The following is a 12,627-nucleotide window of genomic DNA, read 5'->3' as shown; positions in this document are numbered from 1 at the left end:
GAGGCAACCGAATGAAAAATATCCTGCTCGCACTGATCGCCCTGGGCTCGGCATTGAGCCTGTCCAGCGCAATCGCCGACGACGGCGCGGCGCTGTTCAAGAGCAAACCCTGCGCCGCCTGCCACACCATCGACAGCAAGATGGTGGGGCCGGCGCTCAAGGAAGTCGCAGCGAAGAACGCCGGGGTCAAGGACGCAGACAAGACTCTGGCCGACCACATCAAGAACGGCACCCAGGGTAACTGGGGACCGATCCCGATGCCGCCAAACCAAGTCACCGATGCACAAGCCCTGACCCTCGCCCAATGGGTGTTGAGCCTCAAATAAGCACAAGGAGCACGCCATGCAAGTCTCGATGATCGGTTCGGCCATGGCGCTGCTTTTCCTCATTCCTGCGCCGGTGCATGGAGCACCGGCGCCTGCACGCCAGGTCCAGCTGGAACACCTGCTGACCCAGGACTGCGGGGCCTGCCACGGCCTGCACCTGACCGGCGGCCTGGGACCGGCGCTGACCCCGCAAGCCCTGGCCGGGCAGACCCGCGACACCCTGATTGCCACCGTGACGTATGGCCGCCCTGCCCTGGCGATGCCTGGCTGGGCGCCATTGCTCAATGCCGGCGAGATTGCCTGGCTGGTGGACCGCCTCCTGCAAGGAACCCCTGCGCCATGATCCGTCCCCTGCTTGCCTGTATTGCCAGCCTGTTGCTCACGGCTTGTGCCCAACTACCGTTACGGGGTACCGGCGACCTGGGCCTGGTGGTGGAACGTGCCACCGGCAGCCTGCTGATTATCGACAGCAGCCATCAGGCCCGGCTGGGCCGGGTCGAGGGACTGGGTGACTTGTCCCATGCCTCGGCGGTGTTTTCCCGCGACCAGCGCTACGCCTATCTGTTTGGCCGTGACGGCGGGCTGACCAAGGTTGACCTGCTGACCCAGCGCATCGACAAACGCCTGATCCAGGGCGGCAATAGCATCGGCGGTGCGATCAGCCAGGATGGGCGCTTGATTGCCGTGTCCAACTACCAGCCCGGCGGGGTCAAGGTGTTCGACGCCGTGACCCTGCGCCAAGTGGCGGACATCCCGGCCACGCCCCTGGCCAATGGCAAGCGCTCGCGGGTGGTGGGACTGGTGGATGCGCCGGGGCAGCGCTTTGTGTTCAGCCTGTTCGATACCGACGAGATCTGGAGCGCTGATTTCAGCCAGGGCAATACCCCGGCCATCACCCGCTTCACCGGCATTGGCCGCCAGCCCTATGACGCCTTGATCACTGCCGATGGCCGCTACTACATGGCCGGTCTGTTTGGCGAGGATGGCATGGCCCAGCTCGACCTGTGGCACCCCGAGCATGGGGTCAAGCGCGTGCTCGCCGACTACGGGCGCGGCCAGGAAAAACTGCCGGTGTACAAGATGCCGCACCTGGAAGGCTGGGCCGTGGCTGACAACCAGGCCTTCGTGCCCGCCGTGGGCCGCCACCAGGTGCTGGTGATGGACGCGCGCACCTGGCAACAGACCGCTGCCATCACCGTGGCCGGCCAACCGATTTTTGTCACCGCACGGCCTGACGGGCGCCAGTTGTGGGTCAACTTTGCCTACCCGGACAACGACCGGGTGCAGGTACTCGACAGTGAAACCCACCGGGTGGTCGCCGACCTGCGCCCCGGCCCCGGTGTGCTGCACATGGAATTCACCGGGCGCGGTGAGCAGCTGTGGTTGTCGGTTCGCGACGGCCAGCAGGTGCAGGTCTGGGACCCTTATCGCCTGACCTTGCTCAAGACCCTGCCGGCCGACAGCCCCAGCGGCATCTTCTTCAGCAACCGCGCACAAAAAATGGGGTACTGAGATGGAACTTGATGAACTGACCGCACGCCTGATCGACCGCTATCAACACGGCATGCCACTGTGCGCCGAGCCTTATGTGGAAATGGCGCAAGACCTGGGTTGCAGCGAGCGCGAGCTGATGGCCTGCCTGCAACGCCTGGAACTGGCGGGGGCGCTGTCGCGGATCGGGCCGGTGTTCGATCACTGCCGTGCCGGCGCCAGTACCCTCGCCGCCCTGGCGGTGCCCGCCGAACGTCTGGAGCAGGTGGCGGCGCGCATCAGCCGCTACCCCGAGGTCAATCACAACTACGCCCGCGAGCATCACTACAACCTGTGGTTTGTGCTGACCGGGCCCAATCGTCGCCATCTGGAACAGATTCTCGACGAGTTGGAGAAGGACACCGGCCTGATCCCCCTGGACCTGCCGATGCTCACCGCTTACCGCATTGACCTGGGTTTTGCCCTGGGAGTCCATCCGTGATCGCCCCGCTGAACCATGAACAATTGCTCGACCTGCGCCAGTGCCTGGAGCGCGGGCTGCCGCTCGTTTCGCGCCCCTATGAAAACCTCGCAGAGCAGATCGGCGCCCATCACCTGCAGGTGTTGCAACAGATGCAACAGTGGCAGGAGCAAGGCCTGTTTCGCCGCGTGGGCCTGGTGCTCAACCACCGCGCCCTGGGTTTTGTCGCCAATGCGATGCTGGTGCTGGATGTGCCCGACGCACTGATCGATGAAGTCGGCCAGCGCCTGGGCCGCGCCCCGGGGGTCACGCTCTGCTATCAGCGGCCACGGCGCCTGCCGCACTGGCGCTACAACCTGTTCTGCATGGTTCACGGCCGTGAGCGCGAAGCGGTACAGGCGCAGATCCAGGCGCTGCTGGAGCAGCATCTGCTCAGCGACCTGCCCCACCACCTGCTATTCAGCACACGCATGTTCAAGCAATGCGGCGGACGTTTTGCGCCGCCGCCGTCACAGGTATGGGCCCATGGATGAACTCGACCGGCAGTTGATCAACCGCCTGCAACGCGGCCTGCCTCTGGTGCGTCACCCATGGCAGGCGGTGGCTGGCGAGCTGCACAGCACGCCCGACGAGCTGCTCGACCGCCTGCACCTGCTGCTCGAAGACGGCGTGCTCACGCGCTTCGGGCCGATGTTCGATATCGAGCGCCTGGGCGGCGCGTTCACCCTGGCCGCCCTGGCAGTGCCCGAATCACGCTTTGAACAGGTGGCAGCGCAACTCAACGATCTGCCGCAAGTGGCCCACAACTACCGACGCGAGCATCACTGGAACATGTGGTTTGTCCTGGCCTGCGCTACCGGCGAGGACCTCGACCAGACCCTGTCGCATATCCACACCATTACCGGGCTTGAGGTGCTTAACCTGCCCAAGGAGCAAACCTACCATGTCGGTCTGTACTTCCCGGCTTGACGAGACCCTGGCCCAGCGCTTGATTCATTTGACCGAGGCCGGCCTGCCCCTGGTTGAAGATCCCTGGACCTGGCTCGCCGAACAACTGGGCATCAGCGTCGAATCCACCCTCGACCTGCTCAAGCGCTTACAGGGCGAAGGCGCGATCCGCCGGATCGCCGCCGTGCCCAATCACTATCGCCTGGGCTACCGCCACAACGGCATGACCGTGTGGGATGTGTGCGATGAACAGATGCCGCGCCTGGGTGAGCTGATCGGCGCCCAGCCATTTGTCAGCCACTGCTATCGCCGGCCCCGGCGCGGGGATTGGCCCTACAACCTGTTCGCCATGGTGCATGGCCGCAGTCGTGAAGAAATCGACAGTTACCGTGAACACCTGCGTTTCTTGCTGGGCGATGCCAGCCGGGCGGACGAGATGCTGGTGAGCAGTCGCATCCTGAAAAAAACCGGCCTGCGCTTGGCCCCTCCTCGCTCCTGTAGGAGCTGGCTTGCCAGCGAAGATCGTTAACGATAACGCGGGCATCCTGGATGAACGTGTCGCCGGGGCGTTTTTCGTCGGAACGCCGCCCGGAGACAAGCTCGCGCCTACAACAAGGAACATCTTATGCTTAGGATCAGTCATTACCTGCGCACCCTGGCCGGCCAATGCCCACCACCGCGCAGCGCCAAACCGGGCAGCCCGCGCGCGCCGGTGGTGATCTGGAACCTGCTGCGCCGCTGCAACCTGACCTGCAAGCACTGCTATGCCACCAGCGCCGACAGTGTGTTCCGCGATGAACTGGACACCGAGGCAGCGCTGAAGGTGATTGATGATCTGCACGAGGCCGGGGTCAAGGTGTTGATCCTCTCGGGCGGCGAGCCACTGCTGCGCGAAGACCTGTTCCAACTCAGCGCCTATGCCCGCGCCAAGGGCTTTTTCGTGGCGCTGTCGAGCAATGGCACGCTGATTGATGAAGGCAATATCCAGCAGATCGCCGCCGCACGTTTTGACTATGTGGGCATCAGTATCGATGGCTTGAAGGCGACCCACGATGCCTTCCGCCAGAGCGAGGGCAGTTTCGAGCGCTCGATGCATGCCATCAGGCTGTGCCGCCAGGCAGGGATCCGCGTGGGCCTGCGCACCACCCTGACCCAGGAAAACCATGCACAGCTACCGCAACTGCTGGCTTTAATGCGTGAATACGATGTGCAGAAGTTCTACCTCTCACACCTCAACTACAGCGGACGCGGCAAGCGCAGCCGGCAACTGGACGCCCATCAGCAGATGAGCCGCGACGCCATGCTGATGATTTTCCAGCAGGCCTGGAGCGACATCCAGAACGGCGTACCCAGCGATTTTGTCAGCGGCAACAACGACGCCGACGCCGTGTTGTTGCTGCAATGGGTGCACCAGCACTTGCCGGAACACTACCCGCAACTCGAACACCTGCTGCATGCCTGGGGCGGCAATGCCTCGGGCAGCGGCATCGCCAATATCGACAACACCGGCGAAGTACACCCGGACACGTACTGGTGGCAACACTCGGTGGGCAATGTGCGCCGCACCTCGTTTCGCGAAATCTGGCTAGAGCGCCCCGATCCACTGCTACTGCGCCTGCGCCAACACCCACGCGAAATCGGTGGCCGTTGCACCGAGTGCCACTGGCTGGGCATCTGCAACGGCAACACGCGCACCCGCGCCTGGGCCGGCGGCGACCTCTGGGGCCCGGACCCCGGTTGTTACCTCAGCGACGCAGAAATCGCCCATTCGCCGCCCACTTTGATTCCTTGCTCGGCACGCTGAACCACCGGCCGGTCACCTGGTGAAACAACCGGGGGCCGCCAACCTGATGATGAACCAAGGAAGTCTCATGCACTCATCCCACGCGTTACCCTCGGTGCTGCACAGCCCTTTCCACCCCGGCGAAGTCGCCTTGGTTGGCGCCGGCCCCGGTGACCCACGACTATTGACCCTGCGCGCCTGGAGCCTGCTGATGCAGGCCGATGCCGTGGTGTTCGACCGCCTGATCAGCGCTGAATTGCTGACCCTGATCCCACTGACCTGTGCCCGGCATTACGTGGGCAAGGCCAGCGGTTATCACAGCCTGCCTCAGGATCAGATCAACGAGTTGCTGGCTGCACTGGCCCAACAGGGGCAGCGGGTGGTGCGGCTCAAAGGCGGCGATCCATTCGTCTTTGGCCGCGGTGCCGAAGAGCTGGAATACCTGCTGGCGCAAGGTGTGTCGTGCCAGGTGGTACCGGGCATCACGGCGGCCTCCGGCTGCAGTGCCTATGCGGGTATCCCGCTGACCCACCGTGACCTGGTCAACTCGTGTCGCTTCGTCACCGGGCATTTGCAGCGCGACGGCGAATTGAAGTTGCCGTGGGACAGCCTCGCCGACAGCAGCCAGACCCTGGTGTTCTACATGGGCCTGTCGAACCTGGCGATGATCGCCGAACGCCTGATCGATGCCGGCCTACCCGCAGACACCCCGGCGGCGTTGATCTGCAATGGCGCCCGCACCGACCAGCAGGTGCATCGCGGCACCCTGCGCCTGCTGCCCGCCCTGGCCTTGATGTGCGAGCCCGGTGTGCCGACCTTGACGGTGATCGGGCATGTGGTCGATCTGTTTGCCGATGCGGCCCTGCACTACCCCGCCAGCCTCGCCCCCGGTCACTTGTCAGTGTCCAGGGTGGCGGTATGAAACGCCTGTGGCTGCTGCCGCTGTTGTGGGCCAGCGCGGCCCACGGCGCACCGGATGCCGCCGCCGATTACCAGCAGCATTGCCAAAGCTGTCACGGCATCAACCGGGTCGGCAGCAGCGGCCCGGCGTTGTTGCCCGAGAGCCTGGGGCGGATCAAGCCGGCCGAGATTCGCCAGGTGATCGAACAAGGCCGCCCGGCCAGCCAGATGGCCGCATTCGCTCCGCTGCTGACAGCGCAACAGATCGACGGCCTGGTGAGTTTCCTGCAACAGCCGCCCGCCACGCCCGCGACCTGGAACGAGCAGGATATGCGCAGCAGCCACCGCCAGTTAGCCGACCTCAGTCAACTGCCCAGCACCCCACAACATCGTGCCGACCCGCTGAACCTGTTTGTGGTGGTGGAGTCCGGCGACCATCACATCGACATTCTCGACGGTGATCGCTTTGAAGTGCTCGATCGCTTTGCCTCGCACTTTGCCGTACACGGCGGGCCGAAGTTTTCCCCGGACGGGCGCTTTGTGTACTTTGCTTCGCGCGACGGCTGGATCAGCCTGTACGACCTGCACAACCTCAAGCTGATCGCCGAGATCCGCGCCGGCCTCAATACCCGCAACCTGGCGGTGAGCAAGGACGGGCGCTGGGTGTTGGTGGGCAATTACCTGCCGGGCAACCTGGTGGTGCTGGATGCGCGCGACCTGTCGCTGGTCAAGACCCTGCCTACGGGCTCGCGGGTCAGCGCGGTGTATACGGCGCCGCCGCGCCAGAGTTTTATCGTCGCCCTCAAGGATGTGAATGAGGTCTGGGAGTTGTCCTACGCGCCAGCCCTCCCGAACTTCGAGCCCCGGCGCATCCAGGCCCAGGATGTGCTGGATGACTTTTCCTTTTCCCCCGACTACCGCCAACTGCTCGCCACCTCGCGCAAGGCCGGCGGCGGGCAAGTGATCGACCTCGATTCCGGGCAGGTGGTCACCAACATCGCGCTGGCGGGCATGCCCCACCTGGGTTCGGGGACTTACTGGCAACGCAACGGGCAGTGGGTGTTTGCCACGCCGAATATCAGCAAGGGGCAAATTTCGGTACTCGACCTCAAGACCTGGAAGCTGATCAAACAGATCCCTACCCTCGGGCCGGGGTTCTTTATGCGCAGCCACAGCAACTCGCGCTATGTGTGGAGTGATGTGTTTTTTGGCCCGGACAATGACGCGATCCACTTGATCGACAAGCAGACCCTGGAGATCGCCCATACGCTGCGGCCCATGCCGGGCAAAACGGCGGCGCACGTGGAGTTCACCCGGGATGGGCGCTATCTGCTGTTGAGCATTTGGGATCGCGAAGGTGCGTTGATCGTCTATGACAGCCAGACGTTGCAGGAGGTCAAGCGCATTCCTATGAACAAGCCTTCGGGTAAGTACAACGTGGGGAATAAGATCGAGTTTGCGGAGGGGACTTCGCATTGATGCAAGCCCGCTCCCACAGAGGATCTCATCAATGCAGGGATCGATCAGAAGGCGTAGGTCGCACCCAGACTGATCACTTCTCCCTTGATCTCGGTTTTACCCTCCAGCGATGCTGCGCCAAGACGATCAATGTTCTTGGTCTTGAGCTTGACGGTTTCCACAAACTGTCGCGAATAGGCGCCGTCGATACTCAAGCCTGGAATCGCCCGGATGTTGTAGCCAAAGCCCAGGGACGCAAATACCCGATCACCATCCGGGATCCGCGGGTCACGGGTGGAGTTGGGGGTTGGCGTCTGGTCAAAGGCCACCCCCGTGCGCACGGTCAAGTCATCCGTGAGCTTGTAGTCACCGCCGAGGGAGTACATCCAGGTGTTCTTGTAGTTATAGGGAATCGATACCAGGGTGCTGCCATCCGACTTCAAGGTCAGCGCCTTGAACGATGACCATTGGGTCCACGTAGCACTCAGGCCCAGGGTCAAGCGGTCAGAGAACTGGTGTACCCAGTCCAGGGACGCATTGGCCGGGATATCCATCTGCGCCGAGGCATTTGCACCGCCGGGATACAGGTGCAGGTCGGGGTAGGCCAGTTCGACCAGGGTCTTGCCATCGAACACCGGGGTGGTCATCGAACACCGGGGTGGTCATCAGGTCTCTGGAAAGTGTATCGGCGTGGATATTGTATTTACCCTCCAGCTTGTTGTTGATTTTGGCGTGGTAGTTCAGGCCGAAGGTGTCTTGCAACGTCGGTTTCCAGGCCATGCCGGCAAACCAGCCCAGGGAGGTGTTGTCGACCTTGACCCGCATCAAGGCCAAACCCTGGCCTGCGGGAAATGGAATGTAGCCCAGGTCCGGCGACTGTGCGGCGGCGGCATACAGGTCAACGTTCTGGCTCACGAAGCCTTTGGTGTGCTGCACAATGGCACCACCACCAATGGAAAACTGATCATTGACTTTGAACGACAGCGAGCCGGTCAGGCCCACGGTTTCAACTTTAGTGTCTACCGCAAAGTCACGGCCTTTCCAGTCCTCATCCCATGTCGTGCGGGCGCCCATGGGCACCACCTGGCTCAGGCCGAAGGCCAAGCGATCGTTGATCGGCGTAACCATGAAGCCCGTTGGTGCCCATGCCTCAAACCCGCCCTGACCACAGCCACCCGTGCGGGGTGTCGAGGTAGGGAGGCCGGTGTCTGGATCGAGGACCGTACTGGACGCGGGATTGCCTGCGTAGTCATACGCAGCACCTTTGTACTTGATGTCGATATTGGCGTAGTTGAGGGTGAACTGCGAAACGCTCTTGTCGATAAAGGCCATGGCCGCCGGGTTGTTGAAGGCCGCCGACGGATCGTTCTTGAACATCGAACCACCACCGAACGCCCGGCCCCAGCCTGCGGTATTGGCGGTCGGCGTCATGAACCCGCCGGCCTGGACTGGGCAGGCCACGACCGTCAGCCCACCCAACACCGCCAGGGCAAGGAATGCCAGGGCCTGCTGCTTGTTGTGTCTCATGCTCCACTCCGTCTCATTGTTACCCAGCCCAACAGGTACCTCTAGTGAGGCACCTGTCTTTCATGGGTGATCAGCCCTTTGCACTAGGGAGCGGGACAGCTCAAGGCACCACGCTCAGGTTCGGTACTTTGACGGTCAGGGATTGGACGGCACAGTTGCCGGACAGCGGCTGGTTTTTACCGGTCAGGGTGCGAGTCGCCTGGTTCCACTCGCCACTGACGGTACCCGCGCCGCAGTTGGAGGGTGGGAAAGCCACCGTCCAGCCCACATTTGACACGGTGCCGTTGCCGATTCCGGTGCTCGCGTTAAAGCTGGTCGCAGTCAGCACCCACCCCGGAGCCGGAACGTTTTTCAGCTTCGGCAAATTACACAGGCCACCGCCGGTAAGTGTTGCCGAAGTGATGGTGGCTACGCCTGCGGAGACATTGCCGCCGAAAGTGATGCCACAGGTAATGGGAACCCCAGCCGAAGATGGCGACGTTACAACAATGGTGCCTGCCTCAGTGGTAAACGGACCTTCCGGGGTAATCGACACGGCGCTGGCCATGGAAGCCGCACCGAACAACAGAGCAAATGAACTTACACAAACGAGGGCTTTCAAACTTTTCATTATTTTTCCTCACATGTATGGCGAACTATTTCGCCAGGGCAATGGCCTTCAACAGAAGTTCACAACAAAGTTGCGACACCTCCCTCTCAAGCCAAATATCAACTCAATTAACCGCATTAACCCGCCTATCTACCCGATAGACTTATTGAACTTACAAAAGTCCGAACAGACAAATCTCAGGCAATAAAGGTCTGCGAGCCACATAGACTCCGAACTCCCTACAACATTTAGATCAAGCCAGGTGATACTGATAACGCAGCCCGCCTAATATTTCCGGGCTTCCTACTGGGTCGGCATTGACTGAAGATTCTTCAAGCAATAGTGCCAAACTTGATTATCTATACGCTGACGCTATTCATAATTAAGCATGGACATAGAACAGCATCCATATTGAGTAAACTTCCAAGCACGCACTAAGAAACTCACTGCGTAATGGCGCTTTGATCAACGCAGGCAAAACAACCACACGCATACCCCCGCAACCAAAGTCTTTTTCTTCACAATCTGTATTAAACAATCTACCTGAAAACACCAATTGCGCCAGAGAACATTATTTATTTGCGAGAAATCCTACGTAACAGCTTTATACCCGCAGAAAATATAAACAATTAGAAATACTGAGCTACTCCAGCAGCAGCGCCAGCACATGGGAAGTAGAGGCTCAATATATAGCGGAATTATTTGAAGGACTTATCTGTAGGAACAATACGATGTCATTATAGAAGTGGCTAAGCACCCGCCTCATCATTCACTTTGACCGCTCGCTCACGAACAAACCCTTGCACCGCGTCACCGGGCAACGCTTTACTGAAATACCAACCCTGAATGATCAGTTCTGCCCCCGAGTGTCCCCGGCCCGACTGAAGAAACGCCAATTGCTCAGCCGTTTCCACGCCCTCCACCACGACCCCCAGGTTCAGCGCTTCACAAAAGCGCAGCATGCCGGTCAATACCTGCGCCCCCTTGGGGTCTTGCTGGGCAACCACAAAACTGCGGTCGATCTTGATGAAGTCCACCGGGAACTGGTGCAAGTAACTCAACGCAGAAAACCCGGTGCCGAAGTCGTCGATGTACACCTTGGCACCAATGGCCTGCAGCTTTTCGATCATCTGCCGCGTCACCTGGATATCACCCACCAGCGCATCCTCGGTGATCTCCACCGACACATGACCGTTGGCCTGGGACAGGATCTGCACCAGTTGCCTGCCATACGCCGGGGTCGTCAGGGTGGCGCTGGAGACATTGATGGTGATTGGCAGTGCAAAGCCGGTTTTCTGCCATTTCTGGTATTGGCGCACGGCCTGGGAGGCAACCCACAAGTCTACGTCCGGCATCAACCGGGCTTGAGCCAGCCACTGGAGGAACTCCCATGGCGAGTGCACTTTGCCTTCTCCATCCCGTGCCCGCATCAGCGCCTCGCAACCCGTGCACAAGCCAGTCAAGGAGGACACCTGGGGCTGAAATTCCAGGTAGAACTCGTAGTCGCTGATCTGCTGGATCCTGCTCAACTCAAGAGCCTGTCGTACCAGCGCCTTGTGCGACGTCAGCACCGGATCCATTTCCAGCAGACGGCCTTTTTCCTCAAGCCCGCGAAAGGTCGTGTCGAAAGACTTGAGGTAAACCGTACCGCCCTCCACGGCCTGCCGGTGGATTGCACGGACATAGGGTGCATAGATCAGCGTCCCCAACCCCAGCAGCACCAGTTGCAACGCCACCGCCGCCAAATCCCCCTGGGTACTCAGGTAGGCATTGAGCAGCACCGGCGCGGTAAAGGGCACACTGGCGACCGCCGGCGAGACCCAGCCAGCCTGCACCACGATCAACGCCAGCAGAGTGTTGATCACCGGGACGGCTAAAAAGGGAATAAACAGGCGCGGATTGAGGATGATCGGCAAGCCGAACAACAACACCTCGCTGACGTTGAACAACGACAGCGGCAGGCTGGCCACCGCCAGCAAACGCATGGACTGGCTCTTGGAAAACAGCAGAATCGCCAGCAACAGACACAGGGAACCGCCAGACCCACCAATAAAGGCAAAGCACCCCAGCAGGCCGGCATTCAACACGTATTGAATGGGCTCTCCCGCCGCCAGCGCCGCACCGTTGAGTACCACCGCCTGGTCCAATGCGTCAAACAGCGGCTGGATCGCATACACGCCATGAATGCCAAAAAACCACAGCAGCGAATTGATCGCCGTGACAAACACCCCGCTGCCATAAGGCGACTGAAGCGCATCGAGCATATCAGGCCCCTGGAACTGCACCACATGAGGAACCTGCAACAGCAGAGACAACGTCACCACCAGCAGCAGTGCGGTGATTGCCCCCGGCACGACCATGTTGATGGTGCCCTTGAGGTTGTGCCCCACCAGGTCTTCGTTGACCAGGCGGGTCCAGCGATACCGATGCAACCTGGCAATCGCCGGGACATTGATCAGCGGCGAAGCGATGGCAATAAACAACACAAAGGTCGCCGACGCACGTGGATAGTCCCGCAGGACAAAAGTGGCAATGACCACGTGCGCCAGGCACAGGAAGGCCACTGGCAGCTGTGGCAATCGGTGCTGGATCGCCAGCATATAGCCGATGGAGGCTGCTACCAGCAACGGGATGACAGAACTGATCTTGGCATGCAGACCCGCCAGGAATGCCACAAGCGGCGACGGAAAATTCAGGACCCGAGCGCATTCGGACAACAGCAGAAAACCTGCCGAGACCAGCAGGCACGGCAAGATCCATAACAGGCCTTCACGGATGGCCCGCAACGACTCTGTGCTTGCCAGGGCAGCCAGGCGCTGGGTGAAGAAGAGCTTGAACAGCGTTTGCGCCATGATTGTCTCCCTGCCCCGCGTTTCCTGGCCCTTGGCCGTCGCACCGGAGGGGCGGCCTTCAACAGGGGTTAACGCTACACGCCCAGGCTCAGAGAGTGAAAGGTTTTTGCCCCGCCGGACCGCGATAAATCGCCTTAAAGTACCCGCAGATACGTTGGCGAGGGTGTAGTATCCTGCACTTTTTGAAACAATAGCGCGCGTCAGGGTTGTACTGCCCAGGGGCGAACCGCTGGTTTTCGGAACCAACAGCGACCCACAAAGGTCATGAGCTGGACAGGTCTACCAACCCACAG

Annotated in this window: 12 protein-coding genes and 1 pseudogene; 10 read left to right on the top strand and 3 right to left on the bottom strand. The window is 60.9% G+C overall.

The features are described from left to right. Nucleotides 1-11: 11 nt before the first annotated feature. From FJD34_RS00580 to FJD34_RS00530, 10 genes are all read left to right on the top strand, one after another. The gene (locus tag FJD34_RS00580; protein ID WP_032861294.1) at nt 12-326 is read left to right on the top strand and encodes a c-type cytochrome; all 315 of its coding nucleotides are present in this window, start codon (nt 12-14) and stop codon (nt 324-326) included. A gap of 16 nt (nt 327-342) precedes the next feature. Next, complete coding sequence (locus tag FJD34_RS00575) at nt 343-669, top strand: c-type cytochrome (protein WP_029291245.1); 327 nt, start codon at nt 343-345, stop codon at nt 667-669. Beyond that, on the top strand, nt 666-1,838 hold the full coding sequence (locus FJD34_RS00570; RefSeq protein ID WP_090291237.1) for a cytochrome D1 domain-containing protein: 1,173 nt from the start codon (nt 666-668) through the stop codon (nt 1,836-1,838). Before FJD34_RS00575 ends, FJD34_RS00570 begins: the two co-directional genes overlap by 4 nt. A gap of 1 nt (nt 1,839) precedes the next feature. Continuing rightward, a complete protein-coding gene (locus tag FJD34_RS00565) occupies nt 1,840-2,298 on the top strand; it encodes an Lrp/AsnC family transcriptional regulator (protein ID WP_032861297.1) in 459 nt (152 codons plus the stop codon). Then, nucleotides 2,295-2,810, top strand: coding sequence for a siroheme decarboxylase subunit beta (gene ahbB, locus FJD34_RS00560; RefSeq protein WP_032861298.1), 516 nt, complete (start codon nt 2,295-2,297; stop codon nt 2,808-2,810). The genes FJD34_RS00565 and ahbB (FJD34_RS00560) overlap by 4 nt, the downstream gene beginning before the upstream one ends. Beyond that, on the top strand, nt 2,803-3,246 hold the full coding sequence (locus FJD34_RS00555; protein ID WP_090291238.1) for an Lrp/AsnC family transcriptional regulator: 444 nt from the start codon (nt 2,803-2,805) through the stop codon (nt 3,244-3,246). Before ahbB (FJD34_RS00560) ends, FJD34_RS00555 begins: the two co-directional genes overlap by 8 nt. After that, nucleotides 3,221-3,754 carry a siroheme decarboxylase subunit beta gene (gene ahbB, locus FJD34_RS00550; RefSeq protein ID WP_090291239.1) on the top strand — a complete coding sequence of 178 codons (534 nt, stop codon included), beginning with the start codon at nt 3,221-3,223 and terminating at the stop codon, nt 3,752-3,754. The genes FJD34_RS00555 and ahbB (FJD34_RS00550) overlap by 26 nt, the downstream gene beginning before the upstream one ends. 96 nt (nt 3,755-3,850) lie before the next feature. After that, complete coding sequence (gene nirJ, locus FJD34_RS00540; protein WP_090291240.1) at nt 3,851-5,029, top strand: heme d1 biosynthesis radical SAM protein NirJ; 1,179 nt, start codon at nt 3,851-3,853, stop codon at nt 5,027-5,029. A 67-nt stretch (nt 5,030-5,096) separates the two neighbouring features. After that, entirely contained in the window at nt 5,097-5,930 is an 834-nt protein-coding gene (gene cobA / locus FJD34_RS00535) for a uroporphyrinogen-III C-methyltransferase (protein WP_032861305.1), read from the top strand. Continuing rightward, the gene (locus tag FJD34_RS00530) at nt 5,927-7,387 is read left to right on the top strand and encodes a cytochrome D1 domain-containing protein (RefSeq protein ID WP_090291241.1); all 1,461 of its coding nucleotides are present in this window, start codon (nt 5,927-5,929) and stop codon (nt 7,385-7,387) included. The genes cobA and FJD34_RS00530 overlap by 4 nt, the downstream gene beginning before the upstream one ends. Before the next feature lie 44 nt (nt 7,388-7,431). On the opposite strand, the pseudogene FJD34_RS00525 reads toward FJD34_RS00530, so the two are convergent. From FJD34_RS00525 to FJD34_RS00515, 3 genes and pseudogenes are all read right to left on the bottom strand, one after another. Further along, nucleotides 7,432-8,893: pseudogene (locus FJD34_RS00525) on the bottom strand (outer membrane protein transport protein). 100 nt (nt 8,894-8,993) lie between these two features. Further along, nucleotides 8,994-9,503, bottom strand: coding sequence for an alkane oxidation protein activator PraB (gene praB / locus FJD34_RS00520; RefSeq protein ID WP_082445623.1), 510 nt, complete (start codon nt 9,501-9,503; stop codon nt 8,994-8,996). A 728-nt stretch (nt 9,504-10,231) separates the two neighbouring features. Then, nucleotides 10,232-12,334, bottom strand: coding sequence for a PTS sugar transporter subunit IIC/EAL domain-containing protein (locus tag FJD34_RS00515; protein WP_090291242.1), 2,103 nt, complete (start codon nt 12,332-12,334; stop codon nt 10,232-10,234). Nucleotides 12,335-12,627: the final 293 nt, after the last annotated feature.

Origin of the sequence: Pseudomonas brenneri (genome assembly GCF_007858285.1) — a bacterium.
In the GTDB taxonomy this organism is placed as follows: domain Bacteria; phylum Pseudomonadota; class Gammaproteobacteria; order Pseudomonadales; family Pseudomonadaceae; genus Aquipseudomonas; species Aquipseudomonas brenneri.
The sequence above is the reverse complement of the archived record's forward strand: the minus strand, read 5'-3'. Positions and strand labels throughout refer to the sequence as shown.